Below are 16,250 nucleotides of genomic sequence, written 5' to 3'. Positions count from 1 at the left end.
GGCAGGTGGTGGATGTACGAGTCGCGCTGCTCGCCCTTGCCGGGGTGCCGCTGCGGTGTGTTCCACCATCGTGTCCGGTGCTCGGATCCGGTGGCAACGATTGCCGGTGGGTACGGGACGCTGGAACGGAAACATGGCCTCTGACCTGCAATGACATCACCTGCCTGGGACGCCGTTCCGGGAGGGCAGCAGAGGGGAACGGTCAGAGTGGGCACGGAGATCCAGGACTTCGCCGCATTGCTCAGGGGGCTGAAGGAGCGCTCGGGGCTGAGCTACGGAGCGCTGGCCCAGAAGCTGCACATGAGCACCTCCACGATTCACCGGTACTGCAACGGGGAGGCGGTCCCGCACGACTACGCGCCGGTCGAGCGCTTCGCGCGTGTGTGCCGTGCGCCGTCGGACGAGCTGGTGGCGTTGCACCGGCAGTGGATCCTCGCCGACGAGGCGAAGCGGCGAGGGGCCCGGAAGTCGGAGGCTGCCGGGGCGTTCGAGCCGTCGATGGTGACGTCGGAGCTCGCGGCCCCGCCGCCGTCGGGGCCGGTGAGCCGGACGGAGCCGGCCCCGGGACCGGGTTCAGGACCGGAGCCGGAATCAGAAGCGGAATCAGTAGTGGAGCCGGGGACGGCCCTCGGCTCGACAGCGGCCGAGGACGTGACGCCGGATGCACGGCCGGCCGGTGCGGCGCCGGCCCCGGGGCGGTTGTCCGGCAAGCGGCTGCGTGTCCTGCTCGCGACCGCCGCGGTCGTGGCGCTCACCGTGCCGACCGCGTTGGCGATCAGCCACTACTCGGGCGACCGCACACACGAGGAGGGCATGGACACGCCCCGCAGCAGTGCACCGGTCACTCCGAGCCGGAGTGGCAGCACGTCGCCGTCGCCGAGTCCTTCGAAGCCCTCGCCGTCCGTGACCAGCGGCTCCGCGTCGCCCTCCGCCACTGCCACGAAGTCCACCGGCCCCCTGGGCGCGGGCGGGAACGGAGGGAAGGGCGCCGGGTCCCAGGGGGTGCCGGTGACCTCCACGCTCAGTTCGTACAACTGGGACTGGCCCTGCGGGCAGTACTTCCTGCTCGACCGGGACCCCACGGGCATGCCGCCGGTGCCGGATGTCGCGGACAGGGCCAGGCGCAACTGGTCGGCGCAGCTGGGCGGGGTGGACGGGGGGAAGATGCTGATCGAACTCACCCTGCAGGGAGCTTCGCAGGATGCGGTCGTCCTGAAGGCGCTTCATGTCCGGGTGGTGAAGCAGGAGGCGGCCAACAACTGGCCCGCGTACTCGATGGGGGAGGGCTGCGGGGGCGGCATCATGCCGAAGTCGTTCAATATCGACCTGGACGACAGCCAGCCCGTATCGCGGCCGGTCGCCGGTGAGGACGGTGGCAAGGCCGTACCGGCGAAGAACTTCCCGTACCGGGTGAGCTCCACCGACGTGGAGGTGTTCCACGTCAACGCGCACACCGAGGACCATGACGTGACCTGGTACCTGGAGCTGGACTGGTCCAGCAAGGGCCGGAGCGGGACGTTGCGCATCGATGACAACGGCAAGCCGTTCCGCACGGCCGGCATGAGGAACCGGCCCGTGTACGAATACCGGAGGGATACGGCCGTGTGGGAGGACATCTCGGAATCGCTGGAGGGTCAGGGCGACTGACGGCGGCCGGTCCGGCCCCCGTCCCGCCCGTCGGGCGGACGCCACCGCGCTCGACGCCGGCTCCGCGACCTTCGTCGAAGCCCCCTGAGTTGCGGGTCCGTCAGGCGTCCTAGGCGCGGGGGCGTTTCAGCGCTTCCCACTCGGGGCGGAGCAGTGAGAACACGGCGAGGTCGTGGCGACGGCCCCGGTGGAGGCAGGCGGAACGGCTGGTGCCTTCGCGTACGAAGCCGGATCCGGCGAGGACGGCGAGGGCGGATGCGTCGTGGAGGTCGCCGATGCCGCCGAAGACGTACACGGCGGGCTCGGCGCCGTAGTCCGCCATCTGGTCCGTGGTTCCGTAGAGGTACGAGAACGAGTTGCCGAAGGTCTCCGTCCACAGCGCGAGCGTGCCCTCGTCGGTGCCGTCCATGGCGGAGAGCAGCGGTGCGCCGAGGACTTCGGCCGGCCGTGTGACCGTGTAGCGCGGGTAGTCCGTGTTCTGCGGGGACGGCCACAGCAGTGGTGACGCGGCCGAGCAGAGCAGGACGCAGAGGACCGCCAGGTTCACGGCGACCCGGCGGGAGCTGATGGCGGGCGGCGGCGGCAGTGGGCTCTCCGGCAGGTCCGCCTCGTCCGGGGGCGTCAGCAGGCGGGCCAGGCCGCGGGCGTGCGCGTGGCGCTCCAGCGATCGCAGTGCCATGCCCGGCACGAAGAGCAGGACGGCGATCACCGCTACCCAGGACGGCAGGTGGAACGCGGCCCGGGTGATCGTGAGCGTCGCCGCGATCGCCGTCACGGTGAGCAGGGTCGCGAGCGGTGCCCGTACGTGGGTCAGGAGCAGCCCGCGGCCGGGGCGGGTGAGCGCCGTGAGGGTTTCCGCGCGGATCGCCAGGCGCCGGTCGTACGGGTACTGCGCGGCCTGTTCCTCGGCCAGGCGGGCCGCTTGGGCCAGGTCCGGGGCGTCGGCGAGGGCGGCGCGGACGTCGTGGCGCTGGATGTGCGCGGCGGTCGCCTTCGGCAGGGCGCCGGAGCCCGGGAGCACCATGATCTCGCCGCGGGCGTGCCGGCCCACGTGCAGTGCCTGCGGTGAGTCGGGGGCCAACTCGATGATCCGGGCCGCGAGTACGGGGCCGCGGGCGTTGCGGCCCGGGCGGTCGAGCGCGTCGGATTCCAGGCAGAGTTCGGCGTACGAGGTCAGCAGGTCCAGGTCGTCGGGGAAGGCTTCCAGGCCCCGGCGGTAGGTGCGCTCGGCCGCGTCGTCGTGGTCGTCCTCGTTCTCGGCGACGTGGGCCCGGCCCAGCAGCGTGTAGAGCACGGGATCGGGGCCGTACCGCTCCAGCGCGGCGGTCGCCCGCGCGCGGGCGTCGGCGGGTCTCCCGCCGGTGAGGGCGGCCCGGGCCGCTGCCGTCGCGGCAGCCGCTTCCGCCTCCGGCGCCTCTTCGGGCGACGTGTCGTGTTCGGTGTCCTGCATGAGATCCCCACCCCTGGTGACGCGGCCGACGTGGAATCGGCCGCGTCACTATTGCCCGCCGACCGGCCGCCGGTCAATGACTGTCGGGGAAGGGATCCCAGGTCGGGCGGGGTGCGGGTGCCCGGCGTCAGCCGCCGGCGTACCGGCTGAATCCGCTGGAGCCGGCCGCGATCACCAGCACGACGACGATCAGCAGGTCGATGACACCGAGCACCGGGCCGGCCTTGGCCATGCCCGTGCCGCCCTTTCGCGGACAGCCGGCGCAGGCCCACGACACCGAGCACGATGGCCATCGGTCCGAGGGCGATGCCGAAGAAGAGCAGGCCGATGATGCCGCGGATCAAGCCGGCCACCCGCGAAGCCATTGGTTCCGGACCGGGCGGCAGGGGGGTGGAGCGCCAACTGCCGGCCCGCTGTGTCCGGCGTGGTCGTTCAAGCCCGGAGGCCGGGTCGGGGATGACCCTGGGTCCACCCCGACATCGCACTCACGGCCTGTCTCCGCCGCTGTCGGGATGCCAGTCTCGGTGGACAGTCCTCCAGTCGTCGAGTGCAGATGAGGGATCCGGATGAGAGAGATATCGCGCCGGTCGGTGCTGTCCGCGGCGGGGACAGCGGGCCTGGTACTCACCACCGCGGGGTTGGCGCAGGCGGTCGGCCGTGTTCCCGGCGCCGCTTCGGCGGCCGGGACCAAGCCGGCGGCGGGGTCTCGGAAGGGCCGGGTGCGGCTCACGTTGCCGGCGCCGACCGGACCGTGGCGGATCGGAACCACGTCGCTGCATCTGATCGACCGTTCGCGTCGGGATCAGTGGAGTTCACCCGCCTCGCCCCGCGAACTGATGGTCAGCATGTGGTACCCGACGTCGGACACGCACGGCTGCCGGCGTGCCCCCTGGCTCCCGCCGGCGGCGACGGAAATGTACAGACGACAGGTCGGACAGGACCTTCGGACACCACTGGACAACGTCGACTTCCCGGTGACCCATGCTTGGCAGGACGCCCCCGTGGCAGCAAGCCGCCACGGCCATCCAGTGGTGCTCTTCTCCCCGGGCTACGACACGATGCGCGCAATGGGCACCTCGCTGGTCGAGGACCTGGCCGGCCACGGCTACCTGGTGGTCACCATCGACCACACCCACGAGGCCTCGATCGTGGAGTTCCCCGACGGCAGAGTAGAGCTGGGCCGGAATCCGGAGAAGCCGGCGGCGTTGCAGGTCCGCCAGGACGACACCCGGTTCGTGCTGAACGAACTGGAACAGCTGAACGCCGGGAGAAACCCCGACGCCGGGGGCCGCCGGTTGCCCCGCCGTCTGCGCGGCTCCCTCGATCTGTCCAGGATCGGCATGTTCGGGCATTCGATCGGCGGCGACACGGCCGCGGGGACGATGGCGCAGGACCGCCGCATCCTTGCCGGCGTCGACCTCGACGGCAGCATCAACGGGAGCGTCGCGGCCACCGGTCTCGACCGCCCGTTCCTGCTGATGAGCAATTCCACCCACGGACGGTACAACGACCCGTCCTGGGCGGAGTTCTGGTCGCACCTGCGGGGCTGGCGCCTCGAACTGCGGCTGCGCCACTCCGCACACCACACCTACACGGACATGTCCCCGCTGGCGCAACAGCTGGAGAAGGCGCTTTCCCTGCCGCCGGAGGTGGTCGCCGGCCTGACCGGATCCATCGGAACGATCAACGCCGACCGGGCCGTCGCCGGCGAACGTGCCTACCTGCGTGCGTTCTTCGACCTTCACCTGCGGGGTGGGGACGGTCACCTGTTGTCCCGGCCGTCCCCGCGGTACCCCGACATCGAGTTCGTGCGCTGAGGGCGCTGCACCTCTGACCTGACCGCCGCCCGTGCTTGCGGCATCGTCGAGGCACTCACCGGTGCGCGGTGCAGCACCAGCCGGATCACCGACATCGTGATGAAGGCCGTCCTCGTCCTTCATCACGCATCAACGTGAGGTGGGAAAAGGCTCTTTGCGCTCTCCCGCTGAACTGTCGGTTCGGCGAACGCGCGCCGGTCTCGACCGCGGTCGTCGTCGAGTCCGTGCCCGATCTCCAGCTCCAGCTGCTGATCCAGCTCCTCGACAGGGAGATGCGATCCGGCCTGCCGCTCACCCTCACCGTGCCGGCCGGTGTGCTGCACGGCGATGTGACCGGCCACGAGGCGTGGAAGGCGGAGTGGGCCTGGAGCCTGCGCCAGGTCGAGGGAGAGGGCGCCAACCTCATCGCGGAGTTCCCCGAGACGGTGGATCAGGGGATCAACGAGATGCGGTCCGCCGAGGACCTGTCGCAACTGCCTCGCTGGATCCACCTGCGGGACGCGACGCTCGTCCTCGGAGGTTCGGCCCCGATCGGGCTGCCGTTGTGGCGCGGCCGGCTGGCGGACGTGTCCGGGTGGGCGCTGGGGCGGCCCGAGTAGACCGGAGGCGGACGGAAAAGAGTGCGGGGCCCGGCACACTTCGGTGTGCCGGGCCCCGTGTGTCTGCCTGTGGGGGCGGGAGGTGCTCAGAGCCGCTCGGGCGTCCTGATGCCGAGCAGCGCCATGCCCCGGTGCAGGGTGCGGGCGGTGAGGTCGCAGAGGAAGAGACGGTTCTCGACGACCTCGGCCGGGTTCTCGTCGCTCAGGACGTGGCACTGGTCGTAGAACGTCGTGTAGAGCGAGGCGAGTTGGTAGAGGTACGCGGCCAGCTTGTGCGGCTCGTAGCCCGCCGCCACCTCGGACAGCACCTCGCCGAACTGGTCCAGGTGCAGGCCGAGCGCCCGCTCGGCCGGGGCCAGTTCCAGCTCCGGGTGCGCGACCGGCTTCGCGTCGCCGGCCTTGCGCAGGATGGAGCGGATCCGCGCGTACGCGTACTGGAGGTACACCGACGTGTCGCCGTGCAGCGACACCATCTGGTCCAGGTCGAACTTGTAGTCCCGTACGGCGGAGGTCGAGAGGTCGGCGTACTTCACGGCGCCGATGCCGACGTACCGGCCGTTCTCGACGATCTCCTGCTCGGACAGGCCCACCTTCTCGGCCTTCTCCCGGACCACGGCCGTCGCCCGCTCGACCGCCTCGTCCAGCAGCTCCTCCAGCCGGACGGTGACGCCCTCACGGGTCTTGAACGGCTTGCCGTCCTTGCCGAGCACCGTGCCGAACGCGAGCTGGTGCGCCTTGACGTCCCCGTTCAGCCAGCCCGCCCTGCGGGCCGTCTCGAAGACCATCTTGAAGTGCAGGGACTGCCGCACGTCCACCACGTACAGCAGGGCGTCCGCCTTGAGGTTCTGCACCCGGTCGCGGATCGCGGAGAGGTCGGTCGCCGCGTAGCCGTAGCCGCCGTTCGTCTTCTTCACGATCAGCGGGGTCGGGTTGCCGTCCGGGCCCTTCACGTCGTCGAAGAAGACGCACAGCGCACCCTCGGAGCGGACGGCGACGCCCGTCTCCTCCAGGATCCGGCAGGTCTCCTCCAGCATGTCGTTGTAGCCGGACTCGCCGACGATGTCGGGGTCGCTGATCTTCATGTCGAGCTTGTCGAAGACCGAGTAGAAGTAGATCTTCGACTCGTCGACGAACCGCTGCCACATGGCGAGCGTCTCCGGCTCACCGGCCTGGAGCGCGACCACCCGGTCCCGTGAGCGGGCCTTGAACTCCTCGTCCGAGTCGAACAGGACCCGGGACGCCTTGTAGAGCCGGTTCAGGGACGACATGGCGGCTTCGCCGTCGGCCTGGTCGCCCTCGCCGTCCTTGTGGCTCAGCTCGTCGGGGTGCTCGATCAGGTACTGGATGAGCATGCCGAACTGGGTGCCCCAGTCGCCGATGTGGTGCCGCCGCACGACGGACTCGCCGGTGAACTCCAGGATCTGCACCATCGCGTCACCGATCACGGCGGACCGCAGGTGGCCGACGTGCATCTCCTTGGCCACGTTCGGCTGGGCGTAGTCGATGACCGTGGAGCCGGCCGCGGTGTTCACCGGCACGCCGAGCCGGTCGGCGTCCGCTGCGCGGGCGGCGAGCGTCTCGATGATCGCCTTGTCCGAGAGCGTGATGTTCAGAAAGCCGGGGCCGGAGACCTCGATGTCCTTGATCAGGCCGGATGCCGGGAGGGCGGCGGTGACCTGGGCGGCCAGCTCGCGCGGGTTGCCCTTGAGCTTCTTGGCGAGGGCCAGGATGCCGTTGGCCTGGAAGTCGGCCCGGTCGCTTCGGCGCAGCAGCGGGTCCGCGGTACCGGCATCCGGCAGAGCTGCCGTCAGGGCGTCCGCCAGCTGCTGCTGGAGCGTGGAAGCGAGGGAGTGGACCGAGGCCATGAGCCGGCTGCCGTTTCCGTAGGGGTACAAGGGATGCCCCCAAGTATCCCACGGGCTGTAAAGCGGTTTACGCCTCCGGCCGCGCGTCCCCGTAAAGCCGTTTTCGCGCTGTGGGTGGTACCTGGGAGAATGGTCGGTGCCCCTATGAGTCCTACAAGAGAGAAGGACGTGCCGACCGTGGCTCAGAGTCAGAGCAGCACCGAGACCGACTGGGTCTCCCGCTTCGCGGACGAGGTCATCGCCGAATCGGAGCGTCGTGCGCCTGGCAAACCGGTCGTCGTCGCGTCCGGTATCTCCCCGTCGGGCCCGATCCACCTGGGCAACCTCCGCGAGGTCATGACCCCGCACCTGGTCGCCGACGAGATCCGCCGCCGCGGTCACACCGTCCGGCACCTGATCTCGTGGGACGACTACGACCGGTTCCGCAAGGTGCCGAACGGTGTCGAGGGCGTCGACGCGTCCTGGGCCGAGCACATCGGCAAGCCGCTGACCTCGGTGCCCGCCCCGGCCGGTTCCGCGTATGCGAACTGGGCCGCGCACTTCAAGGCCGCCCTGACGGCGGCCCTGGACGAGCTGGGTGTCGAGTACGACGGGATCAGCCAGACGGAGCAGTACCTGGCGGGGACGTACCGCGAGCAGATCCTGCACGCGATGCGTCACCGCGGCGACATCGACGCCGTGCTCGACCGCTACCGGACCAAGAAGGACCCGGCGGCGGGCGGTGCCAAGGGCGGCAAGAAGCCGCAGCAGCAGAAGAAGGTCGACGAGGCCGAGCTGGAGGCCGAGGCGGGTTCCGGTGCGGCGGGCGAGGACGACGGCAGCGGCGGTTCGGCCGGCTACTTCCCGTACAAGCCCTACTGCGGCAACTGCGAGAAGGACCTCACCACGGTCACGTCGTACGACGACGAGAGCACCGAGCTGAACTACACCTGCTCGGCATGCGGCTTCGCCGAGACGGTGCGGCTGAAGGAGTTCAACCGCGGCAAGCTCGTCTGGAAGGTCGACTGGCCGATGCGCTGGGCGTTCGAGGGCGTGATCTTCGAGCCGAGCGGGGTGGACCACTCCTCGCCCGGGTCGTCGTTCGTCGTCGGCGGCCAGATCGTCCGCGAGATCTTCGACGGGGTGCAGCCGATCGGTCCGATGTACGCGTTCGTCGGCATCTCCGGCATGGCGAAGATGTCCTCCTCCAAGGGCGGCGTGCCGACCCCGGCCGACGCGCTGAAGATCATGGAGGCGCCGCTGCTGCGCTGGCTGTACGCGCGCCGCAGGCCCAACCAGTCCTTCAAGATCGCCTTCGACCAGGAGATCCAGCGGCTGTACGACGAGTGGGACTCGCTGGGCCGCAAGGTCGCCGACGGTTCCGTGCTGCCGGCGGACGCCGCCGCGTACGCGCGGGCGATCGGGACCGCAGCCCGTGAGCTGCCGAGCACGCCGCGCCCGCTGCCGTACCGGACGCTGGCCTCGGTCGCGGACATCACGGCGGGGGCCGAGGACCAGACGCTGCGCATTCTCAGTGAGCTGGACCCCTCGACGCCGCTGACCTCGCTGGACGAGGTCCGGCCGCGGCTGGACCGGGCGGAGAACTGGATCACCACCCAGGTCCCGGCCGAGGCCCGCACCATCGTCCGCGACGAGCCGGACAAGGAACTGCTCGGTTCGCTGGACGAGCAGGGGCGCGAGTCGCTGCGGCTGCTCCTGGACGGGCTGGACTCGCACTGGTCGCTGGACGGGCTGACCACGCTCGTCTACGGCGTGCCGAAGGTGATGGAGGGGCTGGAGGCCGATGCCAAGCCGACGCCCGAACTGAAGGCGGCGCAGCGGTCGTTCTTCGCGTTGCTGTACCGGCTGCTGGTCAGCCGTGACACCGGGCCGCGCCTGCCCACGCTGCTGCTCGCGGTGGGGGCGGACCGGGTGCGCAGGCTGCTCGGCGCGTAGCGCGCCGCGCAGGCTGCTCGGCGCGTAGCGCGCACGTATATACGTACGGGCTCGGCGTACGGGCTCGGCGTAGGGCCTCGGCGTATGGGCGAAGGGCCGTCACCCGTTGATCCGGGTGGCGGCCCTTCGCTGTCCCCCCGCGCGGGGGATTCGCGGGGGTGTGCCTCACGGGCGTGAGGCACGTGGGTGGTGCCTCACGGGGGAGGGTGAGGCACGTGCGGGTGGTGGTCGGTGGGGTGGTGGTCGGCGGGTGGGCGGGTCCGGCCCGGCCCGGGGTCAGGCCGCGGGGGCCAGGGATGCCTGCGGGTCCGAGAACGTGTCGCGCGGCACCCGGGGGACGGTGGCCTTGGCGAGACCCGTCAGGGTCCTGCCCGGGCCGATCTCCATGAGGCGGTCGCAGGCCAGTTCCGTGGTGAGCGTGTGCAGGGTGTCCGACCAGCGGACCGGGGCCGTGAGCTGGTGGCGCAGCAGTTCCGCCCAGTGCGGCCCGCCGCGGTGGGCGCGGGCGTCCACGTTGGAGACGACCGCCGAGTGGCCCGGCATGAACCGTGCCGTGGCGAGGGCCGCGGCGAAGGGCTCGACCGCCTCGGCCATCAGCGGGGTGTGGAAGGCCCCGCCGACCGTCAGTGCCACCACCTTCGCCGCACCGGCCCGCTCCGCGGCCCGGGAGCAGCGCTCCACGTCGGCCGCCAGGCCGGCGATCACCGTCTGCTGCGGGGAGTTGAGGTTGGCCACCCACACCTGTCCGCCGTCGCCGTGGATCTCGTCGACCACGTGCTGGGCCTGTTCCGCGTCCAGGCCGAGGACGGCGGCCATCGCGCCGTTCGCGCGTTCGCAGGCGGTCTGCATCGCCGCGCCGCGCGCCACGATCAGGCGGACCGCGTCCTGCGGGTCCAGGATGCCGGCGGCGACGAGCGCGGAGTACTCGCCCAGGCTGTGTCCGGCGCACGCACCGGGGAAGGCGGCCAGCGGGTGCTGGCGGCGCAGCTCCGTCAGTGCGACCAGGGCGAGGGTGAAGGTGGTCAGCTGGGCGTTGTCGGTGCGCCGCAGCGTCTCGGTGCCGGCGTCCACCAGCAGGGACTCCATGTCCCGGCCGGCGGCCTCGGAGACCTCCGCCACCACGGACCAGCCGGGGGTGCGGTGCCAGGGCAGGCCCATGCCTGGACGCTGGGCTCCCTGGCCGGGGAACATCAGCGCCAGTCGGGTGCTCGTCATCGTCTTCCGTCTCCTTCCTGCGGCCGGGGGCGATGCGTCACTGCGCGGTGGGGAACGCGTTCGGAGTCCACTGACACGCGTTCCCCGTCGCCGGCGTCAGCGACTTTCCCATTCCCGGATTCCGCGGTCCGGATCGCATTGTTGCGATCCGTTGCTTTCCCCGGTGATGAAACCACTCCAACCACCCTGTATGGCTGGTGTGTTGCACTTGAGTGGTGGGTGAATGCGCCTTTGGAAGGGGGCGTGTCTCTTTGTGGTTCCCGGGCGGTTCCGCGTGTTGAGCCGAATATCGGGTACCGCCAGGCGGTACCGGTCGTCCGGTCAGGCGACAGCCTGGGCGAGCAGTGCCAGATGCGCGCAGTGCTGCGTGACCATGAAGAAGCGGTAGGGGCGCCGCCGTTGGTGTCGGTCGTCGGTGGCGTGGCCCGCGAGGGTCACGGCGGCCAGTGCCACGCCGCCCACCAGGACCACGCAGGCGGTGGGCAGTTGCTCCGGGGCCCAGCGCAGCGCCCCGGCGGTGAAGAAGGCGCCGACGGCACACGCGCCCGCGGCGACGAGGACGCGGGTGCGGCGCTCGCCCAGGGTGACGGCCCAGGTCCGGCGGCCCGCGGCGGCGTCGCCCTCGATATCGGAGAAGTCCTTGGCCACCGCGCCCACCAGTGCCATCCACAGGGACATGGACAGGGCCGTGAGGAGCAGTGCGGGTGAGCTGGGCGAGATGCCGAGCGCGAGGGGGCCGGCGGCGTAGGTGAGCAGCCCGGACAGGAACACCACGCCCATCGCCGCGGGCGTGCTGTTCTTCCAGACGGTGCGGGGCGCGGAGTAGGCGTGCCCGAGCAGCAGCATCGCCGCGCACAGCAGCGACGGGCCGGTCCCGGCGCACACCGCGGATATCAGCGACGCGACGGCCGCGCCGCGTGCGACGAGCAGTGCGGTGTGGCGGGGCAGCCGGCCGCTCGCTATGGGGCGGGCCGAGCCGTTGACCTGGTCCTCGTGGTAATCCATGCAGCCGTTGTAGAGATAGGTGTAGAAGATGGCGCCGAACCATGCGAGGGAGCCGAACACCGCCTGAAGCACCGACCGCGTGCCGATGACCGGATCCGCCGCGAGCGCCAGTGCGAGACCGGCGAAATAGCGGAGCTGGAAGGCCATGAGAACGGCGGGGCGGGATTCTTCGATGCAGAGCCGCAGAATGCTTGGAATCCGGTACTTCGGACCACTGGGTGCAGTCACAGGCAGTGGCCGTATCGTCGCCATAGGCATGACCAGGAGCCTAGGCATGAGCGGACCCGCCTGACTGTTCTGCAAATGAGCCATGCCTACCACTAAAGAGGCATGGAATACCGGCGGGTCGGATTCCGAATTATCCCGGCGCCGGAGTCGTCCGCCGCCGGAGTCGTCCACCGCCGTTCCAGTGCGCCGCTGTTCCGGTGCGCCGCCGTTCTGGTACGTCGCCGTTCCGGTACGTCGCCGTTCTGGTACGCCGGACCACCGCCGAAGTGGACCCCCCGCCCGTCTCCCGCCCGCGCTTCGCTGGTGAGCAGGCGGGCGCCGTCCTTTCCGGCACCCCGCTTCCCGTAACGGGCCGTTGGCAGCCCTGGTCCGTTTCCGACCCCGGGAAGCCATCATGCGCACCCTGCTGTCCCCGTCCCTGCCCTCTTCCTCGAGAGCCTCGGTTCTCGGGGAGGGGGAGATCCATGTCTGGTCCGTCCCCCTGGACCATGTCCCGCCCGAGCGCGTGGACGCGGTCCTCGATCCCGGCGAACGTGCCCGTGCGGCACGGATCCGTCACCCCGTCGCGCGGTGGCGCTACCGCCGGGCCCACCTCGCGCTGCGTACCGTGCTCGGCGGCTACCTCGGCGTTGCTCCAGGTCTGCCCCGTTTCACCCGACGCTGCCCCGAGCCCGAGGTGTGCGGCGACTGCGGCAGTGGGCGGCCCGTGCTCGTGGACGGGCCCTGGCCGGATCTCGGTTTCAGCCTGTCTCATTCCGGCGCGGCCGCCCTGGTGGGTGTGGCCGGGGAGCCGGGCGCCGTCGGTGTGGACGTCGAGCGGCTCCGTGCCTCTTTCGACTGGAGCCGGGTGCCTGCGGTGGGGGCGCAAGACCGGATCGCCGGATTCCGCACCTGGACCGCGGTCGAAGCGGTGGGCAAAGCGGCCGGAACCGGACTGCGCACACCTGTCTCGGTCGGCCCGCCGGATGCCGGCGGACTACGGCGCGCATACCGCTCCGGAGATTCGGCCGATTGGTACGTCCACGATGTGGACTGCCTCGATGGATATGTCGGCTGCGTTGCCACGGCGATGCCCGAGGCTGTGGTAAGCGTTTTCTCGTGGTCGCCGAACGACTTGTCTCAGAACGTGGGACGCGGGGAGCCGTGTTGACATTCCGTAACCGTACGATGATGATCCGAGAGTCGGATTCTGGTGAGGGTGGGGGCTCTTTTGATGCATTCGGGTTTTATTGAATCCGACACGGCCGAACAACTTCTGTCCCGGACGCAGGAATTACTGTCCGACTACCGGGGCCGGCTCGAAAAGATCAAAAGTCCCTTGGTCGCTACCGAGGACACCTGGCACACCTGTGCCCTGCAGGCCGAGCGCATCATCCGGGACTGTGCGGACAGCCTGCGTCTCGGCCGCGCCGATGTGCGCGACCGGCTGATCCAGCAGGTCGAGGGCCTGGGGGTGGAACGGGCGACGCAGGGCATCGACGCCGTGCACTCCATCCGTGCCGGGATGATCCTCTTCGACATCGTCTTCGATGCGCTCGGCAGGGCGATGGTGGACTCGCCCGCCGCGTTCGACGGCTTCCAGGCCGGCGTGCGTACGTTGCAACGGGGGATCGGCAGACGGCTGGAAGCCGGTGCGATCGGGCACGACACCTACCTGCTGAACACGGTACGGGAGGTCAACGCGGCCGGGCAGCGGCAGCTCGCCCGCGAGATCCACGACCACCTCGGCAACCACGTCAGCCTGGCCCTGCGCCGCGTAGAGCTGCACGAACTGACCTGGGAATCCAGCCCACATGAGGTCGCCGCGCGGATCGGTGCCGTCAAGGACACCCTCACCGAGTCCCTCGGCATCATCCGCGACCTGGTCACCCAGCTGCGCCGGGCCGACCGCGAGGGCACGCTGGAGTCGGCGTTCACCGCGTTCCTGGAGTCGATGGAGATCACCCCCTCCAAGGTGCGGATCCAGGTCAACGGCAGTGAGGAGTGGGCCCCGCAGGACGTGCTCGACGAGGTGTTCCTCGTGGTGCGCGAGTGCCTGCGCAACTCCCTGGCCCACGCCGAGGCCGAGCACGTGCTCGCGGCGGTGGACATCGCACCGTACAAGGTGCAGGCGCTGATCGAGGACGACGGCCGCGGCTTCGACGTCTCGGCCGTCGCCACGGCGGGCCGGGCCAACGGGATCGCCTCGGCCACCGAACGGGTCGAACTGCTGGGCGGGACGATCCTGTTCACCAGCGCCCCGGACGACGGCGGCACCCGGGTCACGATCACGATCCCCCTGATGGACCTCCCAGGTGATTCCGTTGAACGCGCGACCTGAACTGATCCGCATCCTCGCGGCCGACGACCACACGCTGCTGCGCACCGCGCTGGCCGAACTGCTCAACGCGGAGGACGACCTCCAGGTCGTCGCCCAGGCGAGCAGCGGGCGGGCGCTGGCCGAGCTCGTGGAGCGGCATCAGCCGCACGTGCTGCTGCTCGACGTGGAGATGCCGGACCACCACCCCCGGGCGGCCGTACGCGGGCTGCTGGAACGTTTCCCCGCACTGCGGATCATCATCCTCACCATGTACGACGACCAGCCGCTCGTCCATGAGCTGCTGCAGCTGGGCGCCCGGGGCTATCTGCACAAGAGCGTCTCGCGGGCCGCGCTGCTGAGCGCGGTCCGCAACGCCGCTAGGGAGGACGACCAGATCACCATCCTGGTCCCGCGCTCGGGCTACACGGCGGGCGGTGACCAGCCGCACGACCAGGAGGCGGGTCCGGTGTCGCCGCGCGAGCGCGAGGTGCTGACGTGCGTCGCGGAGGCCATGAGCAACCGGCAGATCGCGGCCAGGCTCGGCATCACCGAGGGCACCGTCAAGCGTCATCTGCGCAATATCTTCGACAAGTTGGACGCGGTGTCGCGCATCGACGCGGTGAACAAGGCGCTGGCCCAGAAACTGATCGCGGCCCCCCGGGGCCGTTCGATGCGCTGAAAGGCCCCCTCGGCCCTCAGCTGCGGCGTGCTTCCTCGTACGACGCGCCGATCGCCGCCACGGCCTCGGAGATGCCCGTGAGGGGCAGCGAGCCGTACCCCAGGAGCAGACCCGGCTCACCGGGCGGCCCGCCGAACCGGAACGCCCCGCCGCTGCGGACCAGGACCGAGCGGCGCAGGGCGCCGTGCACCACGGCCGCCTCGTCGGTTCCGATGGGCAGCACGGCGTAGCTGTGCAGGCCGGCCGCGCAGCCGATGATGCGGGCCTCCGGCAGGGACTCGTGGACGGCCGCGGCCAGGGCCTCGCGGCGTGAGCGGTAGCGGGAGCGGACCCGGCGCAGGTGCCGGTCCAGCAGACCGCTGCGCATCAGCTCGGCGAAGGCCAGCTGGGTGAGGGTGTCGGAGCCCTGGTCCTGGCGGGAGCGGACCCGTTCCATCAGGGGGTACAGCTTCGGCGGTATCGCCAGCCAGCCCAGGCGCAGGCCGGGGACCAGGACCTTGCTCGTGGTGCCCGCGTACACCACCCGCTCCGGGTCGCCCTCCTGGAGGGCGGTGGGCCGGACGCCGCGGTCGAACCAGAACTCGCCGTCGTAGTCGTCCTCGATGATCCAGCCGTCCCGGGCCCGTGCCCAGGCCAGGAGCTGCTGCCGGCGCTCCGGCGACATCATGACCCCGGTCGGGAACTGGTGCGCGGGGGTGACCAGGACCGCGCGTGCGCCCGTGCGCTCCAGGGCCTCGACGATCAGGCCCTCCTCGTCGACCGGCACCGGCAGGGGGGTGAGCCCGGTGTCCAGGATGAAGCGGCGCTGTCCGCTGTGTCCCGGCTCCTCGATGGCCAGTTCCTGGATGCCGAGGCGCTGGAGGGAGTCGGAGAGCAGCGCCAGCCCCTGGGCGAATCCGGCGGTGACCATGACCTGTCCGGGTTCGGTGTGCACCGAGCGCACCCGGCCCAGATAGCCGGAGAGTTCGTTGCGCAGCTCGGCGATGCCGGCGACAGGGGGGTAGTCCATGCCTTCGCGGCCGACGTTCTGGAGCACCTTCGTATAGGAGTTGAGCCACTCCTGGCGGGGGAAGTTCGACAGGTTCGCTATGCCGACCCGCAGATCCCAGCGCGCACTCGTCGCCGGACGGGAGTCCAGCAGCGACGTGTCGCCGACGCTCTCGGGCATCTTGCGGGCGACGTGGGTGCCCGATCCGCGGACCGCGTCCAGATAGCCCTCGGCGATCAGCTGCTCGTACGCCTCGACCACCACGCTGCGGGAAAGGCCCAGGTCCAGGGCGAGTTGACGGCTCGACGGCAGGCGTGACCCGGGGTGCAGAACCCGGTCCTCGACCCTGGTCTTGATGGCGTTCTGGAGCTGCGCGGTGAGTGGTACCGCCGAGTCCCGGTCCACTTGCACCGACAGATGCCAGGCCATCTGGTCTGCTCCGTCTCCCCCGCAGTGGTCTGGGTGGTCCCCCTCGCCCACTGGCCTACTTGATCACGCCAACGGCCTTTATTTATAGCACTCA

General features: G+C 70.5%; 12 protein-coding genes. 7 read left to right on the top strand and 5 right to left on the bottom strand.

Annotated features, from left to right (window positions below):
• The first annotated feature begins 207 nt into the window (after positions 1 to 207).
• The gene (locus tag ACIBJG_RS13425; RefSeq protein ID WP_399307612.1) at positions 208 to 1,647 is read left to right on the top strand and encodes a helix-turn-helix domain-containing protein; all 1,440 of its coding nucleotides are present in this window, start codon (positions 208 to 210) and stop codon (positions 1,645 to 1,647) included.
• A gap of 109 nt (positions 1,648 to 1,756) precedes the next feature.
• On the opposite strand, the gene ACIBJG_RS13420 is transcribed toward ACIBJG_RS13425, so the two are convergent.
• Positions 1,757 to 3,097, bottom strand: a complete 1,341-nt coding sequence (locus ACIBJG_RS13420; RefSeq protein WP_399307611.1) for a hypothetical protein — start codon at positions 3,095 to 3,097, stop codon at positions 1,757 to 1,759.
• A 566-nt stretch (positions 3,098 to 3,663) separates the two neighbouring features.
• Here ACIBJG_RS13420 and ACIBJG_RS13415 point away from each other — a divergent pair.
• Both ACIBJG_RS13415 and ACIBJG_RS13410 read left to right on the top strand, forming a co-directional pair.
• Complete coding sequence (locus ACIBJG_RS13415; RefSeq protein ID WP_399307610.1) at positions 3,664 to 4,914, top strand: lipase; 1,251 nt, start codon at positions 3,664 to 3,666, stop codon at positions 4,912 to 4,914.
• A gap of 167 nt (positions 4,915 to 5,081) precedes the next feature.
• Positions 5,082 to 5,513, top strand: a complete 432-nt coding sequence (locus ACIBJG_RS13410; RefSeq protein ID WP_399307655.1) for a hypothetical protein — start codon at positions 5,082 to 5,084, stop codon at positions 5,511 to 5,513.
• An 86-nt stretch (positions 5,514 to 5,599) separates the two neighbouring features.
• Here the strand turns inward: ACIBJG_RS13410 and argS are convergent, their stop codons facing one another.
• Entirely contained in the window at positions 5,600 to 7,378 is a 1,779-nt protein-coding gene (gene argS, locus ACIBJG_RS13405) for an arginine--tRNA ligase (RefSeq protein WP_399307654.1), read from the bottom strand.
• A 168-nt stretch (positions 7,379 to 7,546) separates the two neighbouring features.
• Between argS and lysS the strand changes: the two genes are divergently transcribed.
• On the top strand, positions 7,547 to 9,313 hold the full coding sequence (gene lysS / locus ACIBJG_RS13400) for a lysine--tRNA ligase (RefSeq protein WP_399307653.1): 1,767 nt from the start codon (positions 7,547 to 7,549) through the stop codon (positions 9,311 to 9,313).
• A 276-nt stretch (positions 9,314 to 9,589) separates the two neighbouring features.
• On the opposite strand, the gene ACIBJG_RS13395 is transcribed toward lysS, so the two are convergent.
• Both ACIBJG_RS13395 and ACIBJG_RS13390 read right to left on the bottom strand, forming a co-directional pair.
• Positions 9,590 to 10,528: an ACP S-malonyltransferase gene (locus tag ACIBJG_RS13395; protein ID WP_399307609.1), complete on the bottom strand. Its 939-nt coding sequence runs from the start codon at positions 10,526 to 10,528 to the stop codon at positions 9,590 to 9,592.
• A gap of 321 nt (positions 10,529 to 10,849) precedes the next feature.
• A complete protein-coding gene (locus ACIBJG_RS13390) occupies positions 10,850 to 11,761 on the bottom strand; it encodes a UbiA family prenyltransferase (protein WP_399307608.1) in 912 nt (303 codons plus the stop codon).
• A 394-nt stretch (positions 11,762 to 12,155) separates the two neighbouring features.
• Between ACIBJG_RS13390 and ACIBJG_RS13385 the strand changes: the two genes are divergently transcribed.
• The 3 genes from ACIBJG_RS13385 to ACIBJG_RS13375 all read left to right on the top strand — a co-directional run bounded on the left by ACIBJG_RS13385 (position 12,156) and on the right by ACIBJG_RS13375 (position 14,739).
• Positions 12,156 to 12,911: a 4'-phosphopantetheinyl transferase family protein gene (locus ACIBJG_RS13385; protein WP_399307607.1), complete on the top strand. Its 756-nt coding sequence runs from the start codon at positions 12,156 to 12,158 to the stop codon at positions 12,909 to 12,911.
• Between the two features lie 168 nt (positions 12,912 to 13,079).
• Entirely contained in the window at positions 13,080 to 14,081 is a 1,002-nt protein-coding gene (locus ACIBJG_RS13380; RefSeq protein ID WP_399307606.1) for a sensor histidine kinase, read from the top strand.
• Positions 14,065 to 14,739, top strand: a complete 675-nt coding sequence (locus ACIBJG_RS13375; protein ID WP_399307605.1) for a response regulator — start codon at positions 14,065 to 14,067, stop codon at positions 14,737 to 14,739. Before ACIBJG_RS13380 ends, ACIBJG_RS13375 begins: the two co-directional genes overlap by 17 nt.
• Positions 14,740 to 14,755: 16 nt before the next feature.
• Here ACIBJG_RS13375 and ACIBJG_RS13370 read toward each other — a convergent pair whose 3' ends face one another.
• Positions 14,756 to 16,156: a PLP-dependent aminotransferase family protein gene (locus ACIBJG_RS13370; protein WP_399307604.1), complete on the bottom strand. Its 1,401-nt coding sequence runs from the start codon at positions 16,154 to 16,156 to the stop codon at positions 14,756 to 14,758.
• Positions 16,157 to 16,250 lie beyond the last annotated feature (94 nt).

This window comes from Streptomyces sp. NPDC050422 (genome assembly GCF_044458665.1).
Taxonomy (GTDB): domain Bacteria; phylum Actinomycetota; class Actinomycetes; order Streptomycetales; family Streptomycetaceae; genus Streptomyces.
Note: the sequence above shows the minus strand (reverse complement) of the source record. Positions and strands in the feature narration are given on the sequence as shown.